Here is a 16590-nt window from a genome sequence, read left to right as displayed (position 1 = left end):
GCCCGCGGGCTCGGTTGTGGCTCCGCCTCCCGCCTTCTGCGGGGGGGGGGGTGGGTGGGGGGGGGGGGGGGGGGGGCCCCCGGGGGGGGGCCCCCCCCCCCGGCCGGTCCTGTACTGACGGTGTCACCCCGGGCCCGTCGTCCGCGGAAGCGGCGTCGGTACAGTTCGCGCATGTCTGACTCCGCCGCCTCCACGTCCGCCGAACCGGGCGTCATATCCGCCGCCGACCGGGCCGCGCTGCAGCGCCGGACGGTGCGCGTCCTGGTCCTCGCTCAGGTCATCGGGGGTATAGGGGTCGGCTCCGCGCTCGCGGTGGGCGCGCTGCTCGCCGAGGACATCTCCGGTTCGGAGTCCTGGTCGGGGCTGGCCACCACCGCGATAACCCTGGGCGCGGCACTGGGGGCCGTGCCGCTGGCACGGGTCGCGATCGGCCGGGGGCGCCGGGTCGCGCTGACCGCCGGCTGGGCGCTGGCCACCGTCGGCTCGTTGGGTGTGATCCTCGCGGCGGTCCTCGGCTGGTTCCCGTTGCTGCTCGTCTCGATGGTGCTGTTCGGGTGCAGCAGCGCCGCCAACCTCCAGTCCCGGTACGCGGGCGCGGACCTGGCCGAGGACCACAACCGGGCCAGGGCCCTGTCGGTCGTGGTGTGGTCCACCACCCTGGGCGCGGTACTCGGGCCCAACCTGAACAGCCCGGGGGCGGCGGTAGGCCGGGCGCTGGGCATCCCCGAACTGTCCGGGCCCTTCGTCTTCTCCGTGTTCGCCTTCACTGCGGGCGCGCTGGTCATCTGGACGCAGTTGCGCCCCGATCCGCTGCTGACCGCGCGGGCGGCGCTGGGTGTGGTGCCGGACGCCAAGCGGCAGGGCGCGGTGCGGCCGGCGCTGAAAGCGGTGGCTGCGTCCCGTACGGCCGTCTTCGCCCTGGCCGCCGTGGTGCTCGGCCACACCATCATGGTGTCGGTCATGGCCATGACACCGGTGCACATGAAGCACGGCGGCGCGGACCTGTCCCTGGTCGGCCTGACGATAAGCCTGCACATCGCGGGAATGTTCGCGCTGTCGCCGGTGGTCGGCTGGGCCGCCGACCGGCTCGGCCGGGTGCCGGTGCTGCTGACCGGACAGGGGCTGCTCCTTGCCGCGACGGTCACGGCGGGGACCGCCGGGGACAGCACGCCGCAGGTGACGACCGGGCTCGTCCTGCTGGGCCTGGGCTGGTCCTGCTCCCTGGTGGCCGGGTCCACCCTGTTGGCCGAATCAGTGTCGGACACCGCGCGCCCCGGCGTACAGGGTGCCTCCGACCTGCTGATGAACCTCGGCGGGGCGCTGGGCGGGGCCATGTCGGGGACCGTCCTCGACCGGGCGGGCTTCGGCGGGCTCAACACGATGGCGGGGCTGCTCACCGCCCCGGTCCTGTGCCTGGCCGCGGGCTACGCCTTCGGGCGCATGCGCACCAGAACACCCTCCTGAGTCCGCCGGCGGGCCGCGCCGCGGGCGTGTCCCGAAGTGTGCGCCCGGTGATCTCCGCCTAGGTTTGATCAAAATACCCATAGGTGATCAAACCGGACGGCACCGCGAATCCTCCGCCGTCCACGGAAGGGGCTTCGATGGCGTACCGGGTGATCGTTGTTGGTGCCGGGTTCGCAGGTTTCCACACCCTGCGGCAGTTGGAACGCAAACTCGGCCCCCGTGAGGCCGAACTCGTCCTCGTCACACCGCAGAGCTACCACCTGTACCAACCACTGCTGCCCCAGGTCGCCGCGGGCGTCCTGTCCTCGCGGTCCATCGCGGTGCCGCTGCACCGGATGTTCAAACGCGTCCACATCATCCCCGGCGGGGTCATCGGCATCGACACCCGGGCGAAGGTGTGCGTCGTCCGGAAGATCACCGGCGAGGTGGTCAACGAGAAGTACGACCGCCTGGTGCTCGCACCCGGCGCGGTCACCCGGAAGTTCGACATCCCGGGCCTGGAGGAGTTCGGCCGCGGCATGAAAAACCTCGCCGAAGCAGTCTCCCTGCGCGACCACGTGATCGCCCAGCTCGAACTGGCCAACTCCAGCCTCGACCCGGAGGAACGCGCCGCGCGCTGCGGCTTCACCGTGGTCGGCGGCGGCTACGCCGGCGTGGAGACCGCCGCGTGCCTGGAGATGGTCTGCACCAGCGCCCTGAAGCGGTTCCCGCGTCTTGACCCCGCGCAGGTCAAGTGGCGCATCGTGGACATCGCCCCGCGCCTGATGCCCGAACTCGGCGAGAACCTCGGCACCGCCGCCACCGAGATGCTGGCCAAGCGCGGCATCGACATCCGCCTCCAGACCTCGGTCGGCGCGATCACCCGCGACAGCGTCACCCTGTCCACGGGGGAGACCGTCCCCTGCCGCACTCTGGTGTGGACCGCCGGAGTGACCGCCAGCCCGCTGATCGGCACGCTGGGCGCGGAGACCGTACGGGGCCGGCTCGTCGTCGGCGCGGACCTGACCATGCCCACCCACCGCGACGTGTTCTCCCTCGGCGACTGCGCCGCCGTACCCGACCTCGCCAAGGGCGACGGGTCGGTGTGCCCACCCACCGCGCAGTACGCCCAGCGGCAGGCCAAGACCGCCGCGCACAACGTCGTGGCGTCGCTGCGCAACAAGCCGATGACCGAGTTCCGGCACAAGGACCTGGGCCTGGTCGTCGACCTCGGCGGCAGCCAGGCGGTCGCCCGGCCGCTCGGCCGGGACCTGCGCGGCGTACCCGCCCAGGTGATCACCCGCGGCTACCACCTGATGGCCATGCCGTCGGTGCGCGCCCGCACCCGGGTGCTGTCCAACTGGGGCATCCACGCCGCCGCGGGCGACGACTTCGTCCGCCTCGGGTTCATCAACTCCGTCACCGGGAGCCTGAAGAACTTCGAGACCGCGGAGAGCTACCTGACGCCCGGGCAGCTCGCCGAACAGACACGTGACGGCAGTCCGACGCCGTAGCGGTCGGCGGGCCCGCCGACCTGTCGCCAACCCCTCTACCTGGCCCCTTGTGCGGAGGTGTTGACTGAGGGCGGAAGAATGGGGCGGTCGGCGGCACCCCCGCGGTGCGCGGCCGACCCCCTGTCGACAACGGCCGGGTGCACCCGACGGCTACCGTGCACCCAGCCGTACGCCGCTCGCGAAGGAGCTCCCGTGGCGCTGTTCCGCCGTAGGTCACAGCCCGGTCAACAGCCCGGCCAGCCCGGTCAACAGGGCATGCCGGGCCAGCAGCCCGGCGGACCGTTCCCCGGACAGCCGGGACCACAGGGACCACAGGGGCAGCAGGGGCAGCAGGGCATGCCGGGTCCCGGGACAGGGCCCGCCGGCGCCCAGGCCTTCGGCGGCGACCTGCGCCAGGGTTTGATGACCGCCCCGGTGGACCGGGTCCGCCAGGACCTGCGCCTGATGGTCACCCGCCCCGGACCCCACCTGGGCCCGGCCGCGATGCTGTGGCCGCTCGGCTCCGGAGCCGAAGTCGTCGCGGTGGCCTGCGTGAAGCTCCCCGACGGCGCGGCCGTCACGGTGGAACCGGCGATGGCCCAGGCCTGGGGCATGCCCCCGGAGGACCTGTGGCTGCAGGCCGCCCTCAACCTGCGCGGCGAGCAGTTCGGCAGCCAGAAGTTCGACACCACCGTCGGCACCCCGATGACCATGCTCACCGGTCAGGGCTGGCCCGGCTCGTCCCAGCTGTTCCGCCTCGGCGAGGCCCTGGGCGAACCGCTCCCGGCCGGCGCGCTGGTGGCCATGCCGGTGGACAACATGCTGTTCACCCTGCCCGTCCACAGCGCCCGCGCGCTGCACATGGTGCCGTTCATCCTGGACACCGGCGTGGAGCTGACCCGCGGCCAGCAGCCGCTGAGCACCCGCATGTACTGGTGGCACGAAGGCGTCCTCGAAGAGCTGACCGTCGAACGCACCGGGCCCAACGACGCCCGCGTCAGCGGCTCGGGCCGCTTCGGGCAGGCGATGCAGAGCCTCTGAAGACCGCTGTACCGCTGATGAGCCGGATCGAATGAGCCCGATCGAATAAACCCAGGCACTGTGCCGGAGCAAAACCAGTAGCCCGTAATACCGCACAAAGGGTAGGAAGGGGACGACCCGACTACCCCGCGACCGAGGAGCACCAACCACCGTGGGACACATCGACATCAGCGCGGTGGGCCTGACCCTCCCCGACGGGCGGGTGCTGCTCGACGGGATCACCTTCCGGGTGGGCGACGGCAAGACCACCGCGCTGATCGGCGCGAACGGCGCCGGCAAGACAACCCTGCTGCGCATCGTGGCGGGCGAGCTCAAGCCGGAGACCGGCGCAGTGGCCCGCACCGGCGGCATGGGCGTGATGCCGCAGTTCATCGGCCGGATCCGGGACGACTCGACCGTACGGGACCTGCTCCTGTCCGTCGCGCCGCCGGCCCTGCGGGAAGCCGCGCGGGCGATGGACAGGGCCGAACTGGCCATGATGGAAGCCGACGACGAGAAAACGCAGATGCGCTACGCCACCGCGCTGGGCGACTTCGGCGACGCGGGCGGCTACGACATCGAACCGGTGTGGGACGAGTGCTGCCAGGCCGCGCTCGGCATGACGTACGACGCGGCCAGGTGGCGCGAGGTCAACACACTGTCCGGCGGCGAGCAGAAGCGCCTGGCCCTGGAGGCGCTCCTGCGCGGCCCGGACGACGTGCTGCTGCTCGACGAGCCGGACAACTACCTCGACGTCCCCGGCAAGCGCTGGCTGGAGGACCAGCTGCGCGGCACGCCCAAGGCCGTCCTGCTGGTGTCGCACGACCGGGAACTGCTCAGTGAGGCCGCCGACCGGGTGGTCACGTTGGAGCTGGGCGCGGCGGGCAACAGTTCGTGGGTGCACGGCGGGTCGTTCGCGACCTACCACCAGGCCCGTACGGCCCGCTTCGAACGCTTCGAGGAACTGGCCCGCCGCTGGGAGGAAGAGCTCGCCAAGCTCAAGGCCCTGGTGCTGATGTACAAGAACAAGGCCGCGTACAACGACGGCCTGGCCTCGCGGTTGCAGGCCGCGCGCACCCGGCTGCGCAAGTTCGAGGAGGCCGGGCCGCCGCAGAACATCCCGCGTGAGCAGGACGTGAAGATGCGGCTGCGCGGCAGCCGGACGGGCAAGCGCACCGTCATCGCCGAGCAGCTTGAACTGACCGGCCTGATGAAGCCCTTCGACCTTGAGGTCTGGTACGGGGACCGCGTTGCGGTCCTCGGCTCCAACGGGTCGGGGAAATCGCACTTCCTGCGGCTTCTCGCGGCCGGCGGCACCGATCCGGAGCCCGGTCACGAACCCGTCAGCGGCGTGGTGATCGCGCCGGTCGCGCACACCGGCAAGGGCAGGCTGGGCGCCCGCGTGCGGCCGGGCTGGTTCGCCCAGACGCACCAGCACCCTGAGTTCACGGGCAAGACGCTGGTGGAGATCCTCAACCGGGGCGACGAGCACCGCAGCGGCATGGAGCGCGAGCAGGCCGCGAAGGTCCTGGACCGCTACGAACTGGCGTACGTCGCCGAGCAGAAGTTCGACATCCTGTCCGGCGGCCAGCAGGCCCGTTTCCAGATCCTGCTGCTTGAGCTGTCCGGCGCGAACCTGCTGCTGCTCGACGAGCCGACCGACAACCTCGACCTGACGTCGGCCGAGGCGCTGCAGGACGCGCTGGAGCGCTTCGACGGCACGGTCGTGGCCGTCACCCACGACCGCTGGTTCGCCAAGGCGTTCGACCGGTTCGTGGTGTTCGGGCAGGACGGGAACGTGTACGAGAGCGCCGAGCCGGTGTGGGACGAAGGGCGCGTGGTCCGCAAGCGCGGCTGACGTGCCCGGATGTGCGTACGGATTGGGCCCTTTTCGCCCCGCTTCGATAGTCTGCGCGGATGTTCACCGTGTCGACCGTCAACGTCAACGGCCTGCGGGCCGCCTCCGGCAAAGGCTTCACCGAGTGGCTCGCCGCCACCGACGCCGACGTCGTATGCCTCCAGGAGGTCCGGGCGCTGCCCGAGCAGCTGACGGACGCCGTCCGCGACCCCGAGGGGTGGCACGCGGTCTACGCGCCGTCCGCGGTCAAGGGGCGCGCGGGTGTCGCCGTCTACAGCCGGACCAAGCCCGAGGGCGTACGGATCGGTTTCGGTTCAGCCGAGTTCGACACCTCGGGCCGCTGGATCGAAGCGGACCTGCCGGGTGTGACCGTCGTCAGCCTCTACCTGCCCACCGGCGAGGCCGAGACCGACAAGCAGGCCGAGAAGGAACGCTTCATGGCCGAGCTGATCGAGCACCTGGTGGCGCTGCGCGAACGTGCCGCCGCCGCGGGCCGCGAGGTCGTGGTGTGCGGCGACTGGAACATCGCGCACACCGAGTGGGATATCAAGAACTGGAAGGGCAACGTCAAGAAGTCCGGCTTCCTGCCTGAGGAACGCGCCTGGCTGACCCGGGTGTTCGGCGAGTCGGGCTACGTGGACGTCGTCCGCCGCATCCACCCCGAAGGCCCCGGCCCGTACAGCTGGTGGTCCTACCGGGGCAAAGCGTTCGACACCGACGCCGGGTGGCGCATCGACTACCACGTCGCGACGGCGAAACTCGCCGCCGGGGCCCGGACCGCCGTGGTGGAGAAGGCCGACACGTACGCCGAGCGGTGGTCGGACCACTCGCCGGTGACCGTCGCGTACGAAATCTGACGCGGTGCTCTCCCCGCGGGTGCTCCTGGGCACGGCCGTGGCCGCGCTGCTGCTGACCGCCTGTGGCGGCGGGGGTTCCGGCGACGCGCCGCGCGCGGCGTCGTCCGTACAGCCGTCTTCGCAGCCCGCCCAGACGACATCCGCGGAACCGGCCGTGAGCCCGGCCCCCGGGAAGGTCCTCCACCTGACCTTCGACGACGGGCCCGACCCGGTGTGGACGCCGCAGGTGCTCGACGTGCTGAAGAAGTACGGCGCGCATGCGACGTTCTTCGTCGTGGGGGAGCGGGCGCAGCGGCACCCCGAGCTGATCGCCCGGATTACCGGGGAGGGGCACACCCTGGCCAACCACACCTGGACGCACAAGGCGCTCACCGGGACCGGTGCCGCCGGGTTCGCTTCGGAGGTCGACCGTACGCAGGACTTTTTGGGGGCGTCGAAGACGCCCTGCTTCCGGGCTCCGGCCAGTGCGCTGGACGACCGGGTACGGGGTCTCCTGCGGGAGCGCGGGCTGACGGTCGTCGGGTGGGACGTGGACCCGGAGGACTGGAGCAGTCCCGGCGTGGACACCATCGTCGCGCGGGTCCTGAAGGGCGCGGCGCCCGGGAAGACCGTACTGTTCCACGACGGCAACAGCGCCGGGGCGGGCGCGGAACGCTCGCAGACGGTAAGGGCGCTGGGCAGTCTCCTGCCCGAACTGGCCGGGCGGGGCTATGTGTTCACACCGGTGTGCAACCCGGTCTAGAAGGCCACTGAAAATCTAGGCTCGGGCGGCCTCCCAGCAGATCTCGCACCACAGCACGTTGCGCTCACCCGGCGGCAGGCCGACCTGGTCCGGCGTGCGGCGCTCCCGGCGGTTGCGCAGGAACGCGCCCAGTTCGGTCCGGCGGGCGGAGTTGGCCTTCCGGTCGACAGTGGTGCCGGGCGGAGGCTCCACTGTTCCCCCTGGAGATGCTCCGCCTGCCGGGGGTGGCCGCGGGCGCCGTGACCCTGCTGCTGCTGATGGCCACGTTCGGCGGGGTGCTGTTCGCCTCCGCGCTGTACATGCAGAGCGGCCTGCACCACAGCGCGCTGGAGGCCGGCCTGTCCTTCATCCCGCTGTCGGCGGCGTTCGCGTTCGTGTCACTTCGGTGGCAGCGGCTCCCCGCCGCGTGGCACCCGCACCTGCCGGTGATCGGTATGCCGGTCAGTATCGCCGGGCTCACCGCGAGCGCCTGGGCGATGGGCACCGGGCAGCCGGGGTCAGCATGCTGGCGGTGGCCGCGGCGGCGCTGGTGTCGCTGGTGCCCGGGTCGCGGCTGAGCCGCAACTGAACACCGCTACCGCAAACGCCGTGCGACAGGACTCCTGCCGCCCGGTGTTTCCGCGTTTCCACCTGGTCACCCGGGAACCTCCTGGCCGGCTTCAGCTAGCCGACCGGCAAGCGGCGAGCTGCGGATTCTTTTGAGAATCAGGCAATTTGACGGCCCATCAGTCTTGTCGTCTGTACAACTTCCTCTTACTGTTCCCCCACAGCGCAGAAGGGAGGAAGCTGTGACGACACCACACCTGACGACACCTCAGGCGGCCGCACCGCTGCACGCGGACGGCACGCAGGACACTTACGCCCACATCCAGCAGGCCGCCGTCGAACTGTTCGCCGAGCACGGGTTCGCCGGGACCTCGCTACAGGCCATCGCCGACCGGGTCGGGGTGACCAAGGCGGCCCTCTACTACCACTTCCGCACCAAGGACGAGCTCCTCGACGAACTCCTGCGGCCCGCGCTCGACGACCTGGACCGCGTCCTGGAGACCGCCGAGCGCCGCCGCGGACAAGCGGTACGCCAACGCGTCCTGTTCGAGGGGTACGTCGACTTCCTGCTGCGCTACCGCACCCTGGCCGTCGTCCTGGACCGGGACGTGTCCGTCGGCACCCACCCGGCGGTGCGTCCACGCCTGGAGTCGGTGACCCGGCGCATCCGCGGCATCCTCGACGACACCTCCCGCACGGTGGCCTTCCGCGTGTCGACCGCGGTCGCCCTCGGCGGGATGTACTCGGCGGTCGCCACGTTCCCCGAACTGCCCGACGAACAACTGCGCACCGTGCTGCTCGACGTCGTACGAAGGCTGCTGGCCGGGTCACGCACCCGTACGGCCGCCGTCGAACCTTCCGTCTGACCCAAGCCCCCCCACTTCTCGGAGGTCCCGATGACCTGTCCGGTCATGCACAACGGCAACGCGTTCGACCCCACCGACCCCGACCTGTACACCACCCGTATGCCGCTGGAGGAGTTCGCGGTCCTGCGCGACACCGCGCCGGTGTGCTGGATCCCGCAGACCCCGGAGGTGTCCAACTTCGACGACGACGGCTACTGGCTGGTCACCCGGCACGCCGACGTCAAGGAGGTCTCCACCAAGCCGGAGATCTACTCGGCGAACCTCAACACCGCGATCATCCGCTTCGGCGAGGGCATGGACAGCTCCATGCTCGACGGCCAGAAGCTCATCATGATCAACATTGACCCGCCGGAGCACACCCGGCTGCGGTCGATCGTGCAGCGCGGCTTCACGCCCCGGGCGATGCGCAACCTCAAGGAAGCCCTGACCGAGCGCGCCAAGCGGATCGTCGCGGAGGCCCTGGAGAAGGGGTCGGGCGACTTCGTCACGCAGATAGCCTGCGAGCTGCCGTTGCAGGCCATCGCCGAGCTGATCGGCATCCCGCAGGAGGACCGGCAGAAGATCTTCGAGTGGTCCAACACGATGCTCGGCTACGACGACCCGGAGTACGCCGAGTCGCAGGACGCCGGCGCGAAGGCCGCCGCCGAGGTGCTGATGTACTCGATGGGCATGGCCGAGCAGCGCAAAGCCTGTCCCGCCGACGACATCGTCTCCAAGCTGGTCGCCGCCGAGTCCGAAGGATCGCTGTCGTCGGACGAGTTCGGGTTCTTCGTCCTGCTGCTGGCCGTGGCCGGCAACGAGACGACCCGCAACGCGATCACGCACGGCATGGACGCGTTCTTCAACAACCCCGACCAGTGGGAGCTGTACAAGCAGACCCGCCCGGAGACCACCGCCGACGAGATCGTCCGCTACTCGTCGCCGGTCATGTCCTTCCAGCGCACCGCCACCGAGGACACAGTCCTGGGCGGCCAGGAGATCAAGAAGGGCCAGCGGGTGGGCATCTTCTACTCGTCCGCGAACTACGACCCGACGGTGTTCGACGAGCCGAACAAGTTCGACATCACCCGCGACCCCAACCCGCACCTGGGGTTCGGCGGCGGCGGACCGCACTTCTGCCTGGGGTTCACCCTGGCGAAGATGGAGATCAACCTGATGTTCGAGGCCATCGCCGACGCGATGCCGGACATCAGCAAGCTCGCGGAGCCGCGGCGGCTGCGGCACGCGTGGATCAACGGCATCAAGGAGATGCAGGTGTCGTACACCGGCTGAGCGGGTTCCCTTCGGGGCCGCTGCCTGCTTCCGCCCTCAGGCCGGCGGGGGAGACCGGCGCTTCCGGCGTGCGGGTTTCACCCCACGCGCCGGAACCGCCGACTGTGTCAACGCTATGGCTCCGGGTGCTGTCCCGCGGTGAGCGGGCGCTGCTCCTCAGCAGGGTCGGGGTGCTGCTTCCCGCCGTGAGCGGGGTGCCGCTTCCCGGACGGCGTAACCGGGTGCGGTGACCGCCGCCGGAACGCCTTGGATATCTTTGCCTCCATGGCAAATGAGATCGTTCACAACAACAGCAGCGAGCACGTCCTTGAGACCTGGCCGCCGGACTTCCCGCCGAAGCACACCAACGCCTTCCCCGACCCCAGCGCGAAGCTCTTCTGGATCAGCATCGTCGGGATCGCGTTCACCTTCCTGGCCATCGTCGTGGGGGTCCACTACGGCATGACCTTCGCGGGCGGCCGGCCGGGTATAACCTCCGGCTACTGAACCGGCAGACTCAACAGGGACACAGCCGCAGGGCCACCAAGCGGCGGGCGCCACAGCCGTCGGCACCCGCCGCTTCCGCGTGTCAGGGCCTGTGCCCGTCACACCGCCAGCCGCAGGGGTAGAACCACGCCCCGGGTCAGCGGTGCCGGTCCGGGTCCGTGGCCACCACCGCGCCGGTCATGATCGCCATGATGCTCCACACCAGCCACATCCACGAGACCGCGTCGTAGACGGCCGTGTACAACCCGATCAAGGTCAGTGCGATGAGCGTGCAGACGATCAGTCCGCGGCTTTGACCACTGAGCGTTCCTTGCGACATGGTCCCCTCCCGGAAAAACCAAAGGCAGGATGTACGGTGCGCTGCTGCGCACGGTAGTCCGCCCGGTCCCGGGCCGGAAGACGATCGAGCTGTTTCAGGGCAGCGGGTGTCACACCCCCGAGTGCTCCCGGAGCAGCGTCAGCGCAGGACGAGCCGTCCGTACAGGCGCTCAAGGTCGGCCGCCGGGTCGGCGGTCAGGCCGCCGTGGACCGGGCCGGCCTGCACGATGGTGGACTTCGGTGCGGTCAGCCAGCGGAACCGGCGGCCGATCGGATCCGCCCCGGCCGGTCCGGCGTCCTCGCCCCCGGCGCACATGAGTTCCCAGGCGACCAGAGCGGCCCGTACCTGATCGATGTCGACGTCCGGTGCCAGGGCCCGCAGGCGCACCTCGTCGAGATGCGTGCGCACACCCAGGAACCCGAACCACTGGCTGTAGAGGACGACCCCGGCGTTGACGCACTCGCCGCGCTCGATGCACGGAACGATCCGGATCGGCGCGTACTCGTAGAACTCCCGCTCACAGCTCACGGCTTCCACTTCTTCTCCGGCAGTTCGATCATCCAGTCGGGGCGCGGTTGGTGGGACGAACTCGCCGTGCGGGGAGCCGTATTGGCGATGTCCGGCAGCCAGGCCCGGGCCCCGCCGACCCGGGCGAGCAGATGCTTGACGTACGCGTCCCGCAACGCCTGCGGCGAGTCCAGACCCAGCGCGGCGTCGGCCTCGGACGGCTCCAGCCACGCGTCGGGGACCAGCGCGGTGACCTCCCGCAGCAGTTCCCCGGTCACCAAGGGCGCCAAAAAGGCGTCGGCCTCCGCCAGAAGCGGGCCACCGCTGGCGAGCAGCACATGGTCGGCGGCGTCGAACGGGCGGTCGACGGCCTTGTCCGCGGTCTTCCACGAATGGTGGAACCACAGGGCCGCACCGTGGTCGATGAGCCACAGGTTCCCGTGCCACACCAGCAGGTTCGCGTTGCGCCAGGACCGGTCGATGTTGGACGTGAACGCGTCCAGCCACAGGATCCGCGCGGCCAGTGTGCCGTCGGGGGAGACCGTCACCGGGTTGAAGTCGACCGAGCCAGGCAGGAAGTCCATGCCCAGGTTCAGCCCGGCGCTCTTGACGATGAGCTCCTGGACCTCCTGGTCGATCTCGCCGCGCCCGATGACCGCGTCGAACTCCATCCGCACCAGGTCGGGCATCGGCAGGCCGAGCCTCCGGGCCAGTTCACCGACGATCACCTCGGCGACCAGCGCTTTTGGCCCTTGACCGGCGCGATGCCACTTGGTCACGTAGGTGCCGAGGTCGTCGGCCTCGACCAGACCGGGGAGGGAGCCGCCCTCACGCAGCGGGGCCACAAAACGGGTCGCGTTGACGACAGGAAGCATGATGATCACCCTACCGGGCGGGGTCCGCGGGCTGCGCGGGGGAAAACACCGGCCGGGCGACGTCCGACACGTGCGCGTCGCGGTGACGGTGGAGCGCTGAACGCAGGACGCCCCCGCCGTTGCGGCGGGGGCGTCCTTTGTACGGAACTGCTCAGGTGCCGGCCTTGCGCCCCCACACGAACACGTTGTCGCCGACCTGCGTCAGATCGAACAGCGCCTTCGCGTCGCCGTTGCGCATGTTCACGCAGCCGTGCGAGCCGGGAGGGGAGGACACACTGCCGCTGATGCCGTGGAAGGCGATCCCGCCGTCGAAGAACTGGGTGTACGGCATCTCCACGTTGTAGAGCGTCGAGTAGTGGTTGCGCTTCTTCTGGTAGATCTTCTTCATGCCGGTGCGGGTCTCGTAGCCGTCGCGCCCCGTGCGTACGGGCACGGGCCCGAACAGGTGCTTGCCGTTCTTGTCCTGGACCCACATCTTCTGCGCGCTCAGGTCCACACAGGCGATGCGGGTGTGCCCCAGCGGACACTTGTTCCCGCCGCGGGCCGCGACGGCCGCCGCCTGCGGGTCCACCCGTTCCGGACCGCGGACGGCGGCCGTGCCCGCCGCCCGGTCGAAGCCGGTGAACCCTTCGACTCCGGCGACGTCGCCGTAGCTGCCGGACACCCCGGTGGGCGGGCCCGCCGGGGACCGGGCGGCGGACGCCGCAGCCACCGGGCCGGTGAGCAGTGCCCCGGCCAGGGCTACGGACAGCAGGGAAATGCGGAGAGGACGCATCAGCTCACGGCTCCTACGTGGACAGCGTGGTTGGGGGAAACGAGACCAGCTTCGCCGGACCCGCTCAACCCCGCCTGCGCAACATCACCCGAATGGAGTACGACTTTGCGACACGCCGGGCCACCTACGTTGACGACTGATCAACTGACGGCTAGTCAACCGACGCCCTTCAGCTGCCCCCGCTAGATCCCCCCTAGATCCCCGCGCGGTGCACGAAGCGGCCCGCGACCAGCGTCGCGGTCACCGGCAGGTCGACCAGGTCGTCCGGCGCACACCGGACGGGATCGCCGCCGAACACGGTCAGGTCCGCGTGGAAGCCCACCTTGATACGGCCTGCGACCTGGTCTTCGCCGGCCGCGTACGCGGCCTCCGTGGTGTACCCGGCCAGTGCCTGTCCGGCGCTCATCGCCTGGTCGGCGATGTAGGGGGCGCGGTCCTTCTCGCCCGCCGGACGGCGCAGCTGCGCACCGGCGAGGGTGCGGCGCGGGTCGAACGCGGCCACCGGCCAGTCCGAGCCCAGGGCGACCCGGCCGCCGGCGCGCAGGATGTCGCCGTACCGCCAGGCCAGGGCGCAGCGTTCAGGACCAAGCCGGGTCGACCAGTTGTCCGACTGGTCGGGCAGTGACCAGTCCATGTGGGTCGGCTGCATGGAGGCGACGACGTCCAGGGCGGCGAAGCGGGTGATCTCGGCGTTCTGGAGGACTTCCGCGTGTTCGACGCGGTGCCGTGTTCCGGCGGGGGCCTGGGTGCGGGTGTACGTGTCGAGTGTGTTCGCCACGGCTTTGTCGCCGATCGCGTGGGTCCAGGAGGGGAGTCCCGCGTCGGCGGCGATCTGTACGGCCTGCGCGTAGCGCGTCACGTCCTTCCACTGGGAGCGGTGGGACTGGCCGCAGCAGTCGGGTTCGCGCAGCCACGCGCCGCCGCCGTCGATCGCGCCGTCGGCGAAGAACTTCACCGCCGCCAGGCGCAGCAGCCGGGCTCCGGCGGTCGTGGTGCGCAGGTCGCTGATGCGCTGGGCGAGGTTGTCGACGTCGCCCGGCGGGCACCAGGGCGCGAACCGGGTGCGGACGCTGAGCCGGCCGTCGGCGTCGAGTGCGGCCAGGGTGTCGGCGGTGCGCGGGCCGTCGTCCAGGACGTGGACCCCGGTGATGCCGTGCCGGTTCTGTTCGGCGAACAACTGCTGGACGCGGGACTGGAGTTCGGGGTGCGGCATCGGTGGTACGGCGGTGTAGCCGAGCTGGACGGCGGCGTTCTCGTGGAGTTCGCCGGTCGGTCCGCGTTCGTCGCAGACGATTTCGGAGCGGTCGGCGAATTCGCGCGGTCCGGTGATCCCGGCGAGCCGCAGGGCCGCGGTGCTCATCAGGGCGGAGTGCGCGTCGGACATCCAGAGGAACGCCGGGCGTCCGCCGACCGCCGCGTCGATGGTGTCGCGGTGCAGTCCGGGTCCGGTGAACGCGGCGTACTCGCCGCCGAAGCCGGTCACCCAGCCGTCGGGGCCGGCTGCTTCGGCCCGGGCGGCGAGCCGGGTGCGGACTTCGCCGAGGGTGACCGCTCCGGTCAGGTCGGCGCCGCGGGCCATGTCCGTGCCGAGCACCGGGTGCTGGTGACAGTCCGTCAGTCCGGGGGTGACGGTGTGGCCGGTCGCGCTGACGACCTCGGTTCCGGGGCCGGTGTGCGGGCGGACGCCGGCGTCGTCGCCGACGGCGAGGACAAGCCCGTCGCGTACGGCCACCGCGGTCGCGAAGGGGTTCTCCGGGTCGAGTGTGCGGATGTGCGCGTCGACGACGACCAGGTCTGCGGGGCGGTTCATGAGGTGACCCCGGCGGGTGCGGGCTGTTCGGCGGCAGCGGGCGTGGCGGCTGTGAGGGCACGGTGCGGCCGGGCGACGGCCAGGTAGGCGATGCCGGTGCCGAGTACGAGCGCGACGCCGATCACCGCGGCCCAGACCTGGTAGCCGGGGGCGTCCGGCGGGGCCAGGAGCGTGCGCGGCCAGGCGATGTTGACGAATTCGAACGCCAGCCACAGGACCGCGCCGAAGTTGACCGCCGTACCGAATCCGCCGAGTCTGATCCCGGCCGGGACCCAGGTCCCGCGCAGCCGGGCGATCAGTGCGGCCAGGGCGATGGCCAGGAACGTGAGGTACAGCGCGGCGCTGCCGAAGGTGACGATGCTGCCGATCGCGGACGCCTCCAGGCCCAGGAGCAGGGCGGCGCAGCTGACGGCGAGGTCGAGGACCAGGGCTGCGACGGGTGCCTGGCGGCTGTTGACGCGGCGCAGCACCGCGGATCCGGGCAGGACTCCGTCGCGGGCCATCGAGTAGACCGCGCGGGCGCCGCCGGCCTGGGAGGCCAGTGCGCAGGCGATGAACGCGATGATCACGACGACGATGAACGGCTTCGCGGACCAGTCGCCGAACGAGGCGACGACGGCGGTGGTGACCGGGTCGAGGTCCCCGCCGGTCATGACCTTCGCGGGGTCGGGGTGGGACAGTTCGACCGCGACGGCGTTGAGGATGACGATCAGGCCGACGCTGAGGAAGGCCCACCACAGGGCGCGCGGGACCTGGCGGGCCGCGCCTTTGGTCTCCTCGGCCATGCCCACGCACGCGTCGAAGCCGACGAACGCCCAGCCGGCGACGGCCAGGGCCGCCGTGAAGGCCATGGGTTTGGACCCGCCGGACAGCGCTTCGGCACCGAAGGTCTCGGTGAGCAGGGAGAAGCCGTGTTCGCGGAAGAGGAACAGCAGGCCGAAGCCGACCACGACCGAGGCGAGGGTTTCAGCGGCGATGCCGAGGTCGACGACGCGTTTGAGGAGGTCGATGCCGAACGCGTTGACCAGTGCGCACAGTGCGAGGAACAGGGCGGCGACGGCGACCACGCGGCCGGGTGTCGGGGTCAGGTCGAACAGGGCGAAGAACCAGGGTGAGGCGAGGTAGGCGATCGTGGTGTGGGCGAAGAACAGTGAGCACAGGGTGATCCAGCCGACCAGCCAGGCGTACTTCGGGCCGATCAGGCGGCGGGTCCACTGGTAGGCGCCGCCCGAGATCGGGTAGTCGGCGGCGAGTTCGGCGTACACGCACACGACGAGCGCCTGGAGCAGGAAGACGGCCGGCAGGGCCCAGACCCACGCGGGGCCCGCGACGGTCATGCCGAGTTGGACGACCGCGTACAGGCCGACGACCGGTGACACGGCGGCGAATCCCATGGCGATGTTGCCGAAGGCGCTGAGGCTGCGCTTGAGCTCCTGCTTGTAGCCGAGGCTCTCCAGGTGTGCGGTGTCGGCGTCGACGCCGGGTCTGTGGAGGGTGGGGTGCTGGTCGTCGGTCATGGGCCCTCATCTGCTGAGAGGTCGGTACGGGAGGTCGGCCGGTCCGCCGGGGAACGGCGTCGGCCGTGTCGTCCGATCAAAAACTTACGTTGTTAGTTTTGGGGAATGTAGACCCTGACGGCACCGGCTGGGAAGACCCGGTTCACAGGTACGCTGACGACGCTGAGTGACCGGCGGACCCGCGGGTCGGCCGGGCCGGGAAGG

The 16590-nt window shown here is 70.7% G+C and carries 17 protein-coding genes; 10 read left to right on the top strand and 7 right to left on the bottom strand.

Annotated features, from left to right (window positions below; genetic code table 11):
- Positions 1-171: 171 nt before the first annotated feature.
- From AC0Z36_RS19045 to AC0Z36_RS19020, 6 genes are all read left to right on the top strand, one after another.
- Complete coding sequence (locus AC0Z36_RS19045) at positions 172-1464, top strand: MFS transporter (RefSeq protein ID WP_485464142.1); 1293 nt, start codon at positions 172-174, stop codon at positions 1462-1464.
- 137 nt (positions 1465-1601) lie between these two features.
- The gene (locus tag AC0Z36_RS19040) at positions 1602-2957 is read left to right on the top strand and encodes an NAD(P)/FAD-dependent oxidoreductase (protein WP_485464141.1); all 1356 of its coding nucleotides are present in this window, start codon (positions 1602-1604) and stop codon (positions 2955-2957) included.
- A 192-nt stretch (positions 2958-3149) separates the two neighbouring features.
- Positions 3150-3977 carry a hypothetical protein gene (locus AC0Z36_RS19035; protein ID WP_485464140.1) on the top strand — a complete coding sequence of 276 codons (828 nt, stop codon included), beginning with the start codon at positions 3150-3152 and terminating at the stop codon, positions 3975-3977.
- Between the two features lie 151 nt (positions 3978-4128).
- Positions 4129-5814 (top strand): ABC-F family ATP-binding cassette domain-containing protein, encoded by a 1686-nt coding sequence (locus tag AC0Z36_RS19030; protein ID WP_485464139.1) that lies wholly within the window; start codon positions 4129-4131, stop codon positions 5812-5814.
- A 59-nt stretch (positions 5815-5873) separates the two neighbouring features.
- The gene (locus AC0Z36_RS19025) at positions 5874-6671 is read left to right on the top strand and encodes an exodeoxyribonuclease III (RefSeq protein ID WP_485464138.1); all 798 of its coding nucleotides are present in this window, start codon (positions 5874-5876) and stop codon (positions 6669-6671) included.
- Positions 6672-6675: 4 nt separating this feature from the next.
- Positions 6676-7413: a polysaccharide deacetylase family protein gene (locus tag AC0Z36_RS19020; RefSeq protein ID WP_485464137.1), complete on the top strand. Its 738-nt coding sequence runs from the start codon at positions 6676-6678 to the stop codon at positions 7411-7413.
- Positions 7414-7428: 15 nt separating this feature from the next.
- On the opposite strand, the gene AC0Z36_RS19015 is transcribed toward AC0Z36_RS19020, so the two are convergent.
- Entirely contained in the window at positions 7429-7605 is a 177-nt protein-coding gene (locus AC0Z36_RS19015) for a hypothetical protein (RefSeq protein ID WP_485464136.1), read from the bottom strand.
- 14 nt (positions 7606-7619) lie between these two features.
- On the opposite strand from AC0Z36_RS19015, the gene AC0Z36_RS19010 reads away from it, so the two are divergent.
- The 4 genes from AC0Z36_RS19010 (at position 7620) to AC0Z36_RS18995 (ending at position 10583) form a co-directional block, all read left to right on the top strand.
- A complete protein-coding gene (locus AC0Z36_RS19010; RefSeq protein WP_485464135.1) occupies positions 7620-7970 on the top strand; it encodes a hypothetical protein in 351 nt (116 codons plus the stop codon).
- 231 nt (positions 7971-8201) lie between these two features.
- Positions 8202-8825: a TetR/AcrR family transcriptional regulator gene (locus AC0Z36_RS19005; RefSeq protein WP_485464134.1), complete on the top strand. Its 624-nt coding sequence runs from the start codon at positions 8202-8204 to the stop codon at positions 8823-8825.
- A gap of 30 nt (positions 8826-8855) precedes the next feature.
- On the top strand, positions 8856-10097 hold the full coding sequence (locus AC0Z36_RS19000; RefSeq protein WP_485464133.1) for a cytochrome P450: 1242 nt from the start codon (positions 8856-8858) through the stop codon (positions 10095-10097).
- Between the two features lie 264 nt (positions 10098-10361).
- Positions 10362-10583: a hypothetical protein gene (locus AC0Z36_RS18995; protein ID WP_485464132.1), complete on the top strand. Its 222-nt coding sequence runs from the start codon at positions 10362-10364 to the stop codon at positions 10581-10583.
- A gap of 136 nt (positions 10584-10719) precedes the next feature.
- Here AC0Z36_RS18995 and AC0Z36_RS18990 read toward each other — a convergent pair whose 3' ends face one another.
- The 6 genes from AC0Z36_RS18990 to AC0Z36_RS18965 all read right to left on the bottom strand — a co-directional run bounded on the left by AC0Z36_RS18990 (position 10720) and on the right by AC0Z36_RS18965 (position 16386).
- A complete protein-coding gene (locus AC0Z36_RS18990) occupies positions 10720-10902 on the bottom strand; it encodes a hypothetical protein (RefSeq protein WP_485464131.1) in 183 nt (60 codons plus the stop codon).
- 138 nt (positions 10903-11040) lie between these two features.
- A complete protein-coding gene (locus tag AC0Z36_RS18985) occupies positions 11041-11430 on the bottom strand; it encodes a DUF3037 domain-containing protein (protein ID WP_485464130.1) in 390 nt (129 codons plus the stop codon).
- Entirely contained in the window at positions 11427-12284 is an 858-nt protein-coding gene (locus tag AC0Z36_RS18980; RefSeq protein ID WP_485464129.1) for a HipA family kinase, read from the bottom strand. Before AC0Z36_RS18980 ends, AC0Z36_RS18985 begins: the two co-directional genes overlap by 4 nt.
- 151 nt (positions 12285-12435) lie before the next feature.
- Positions 12436-13059 carry a L,D-transpeptidase gene (locus AC0Z36_RS18975; RefSeq protein ID WP_485464128.1) on the bottom strand — a complete coding sequence of 208 codons (624 nt, stop codon included), beginning with the start codon at positions 13057-13059 and terminating at the stop codon, positions 12436-12438.
- A 193-nt stretch (positions 13060-13252) separates the two neighbouring features.
- Positions 13253-14869 carry an amidohydrolase gene (locus AC0Z36_RS18970; protein WP_485464127.1) on the bottom strand — a complete coding sequence of 539 codons (1617 nt, stop codon included), beginning with the start codon at positions 14867-14869 and terminating at the stop codon, positions 13253-13255.
- Positions 14866-16386: an APC family permease gene (locus AC0Z36_RS18965; protein WP_485464126.1), complete on the bottom strand. Its 1521-nt coding sequence runs from the start codon at positions 16384-16386 to the stop codon at positions 14866-14868. The genes AC0Z36_RS18970 and AC0Z36_RS18965 overlap by 4 nt, the downstream gene beginning before the upstream one ends.
- Positions 16387-16590: the final 204 nt, after the last annotated feature.

The sequence above is a fragment of the Kitasatospora sp. UYEF31 genome (assembly GCF_057291755.1).
Note: the sequence above shows the minus strand (reverse complement) of the source record. Positions and strands in the feature narration are given on the sequence as shown.

Bases quoted from the DNA above. Each gene is read 5' to 3' on its own strand.
- AC0Z36_RS19045 (WP_485464142.1), top strand. From the start codon at position 172: ATGTCTGACTCCGCCGCCTCCACGTCCGCCGAACCGGGCGTCATATCC.
- AC0Z36_RS19000 (WP_485464133.1), top strand. From the start codon at position 8,856: ATGACCTGTCCGGTCATGCACAACGGCAACGCGTTCGACCCCACCGAC.
- AC0Z36_RS18965 (WP_485464126.1), bottom strand. From the start codon at position 16,386: ATGACCGACGACCAGCACCCCACCCTCCACAGACCCGGCGTCGACGCC.
- AC0Z36_RS19010 (WP_485464135.1), top strand. From the start codon at position 7,620: ATGCTCCGCCTGCCGGGGGTGGCCGCGGGCGCCGTGACCCTGCTGCTG.
- AC0Z36_RS19040 (WP_485464141.1), top strand. From the start codon at position 1,602: ATGGCGTACCGGGTGATCGTTGTTGGTGCCGGGTTCGCAGGTTTCCAC.
- AC0Z36_RS18990 (WP_485464131.1), bottom strand. From the start codon at position 10,902: ATGTCGCAAGGAACGCTCAGTGGTCAAAGCCGCGGACTGATCGTCTGC.
- AC0Z36_RS19025 (WP_485464138.1), top strand. From the start codon at position 5,874: ATGTTCACCGTGTCGACCGTCAACGTCAACGGCCTGCGGGCCGCCTCC.
- AC0Z36_RS18995 (WP_485464132.1), top strand. From the start codon at position 10,362: ATGGCAAATGAGATCGTTCACAACAACAGCAGCGAGCACGTCCTTGAG.
- AC0Z36_RS18970 (WP_485464127.1), bottom strand. From the start codon at position 14,869: ATGAACCGCCCCGCAGACCTGGTCGTCGTCGACGCGCACATCCGCACA.
- AC0Z36_RS18980 (WP_485464129.1), bottom strand. From the start codon at position 12,284: ATGCTTCCTGTCGTCAACGCGACCCGTTTTGTGGCCCCGCTGCGTGAG.
- AC0Z36_RS18975 (WP_485464128.1), bottom strand. From the start codon at position 13,059: ATGCGTCCTCTCCGCATTTCCCTGCTGTCCGTAGCCCTGGCCGGGGCA.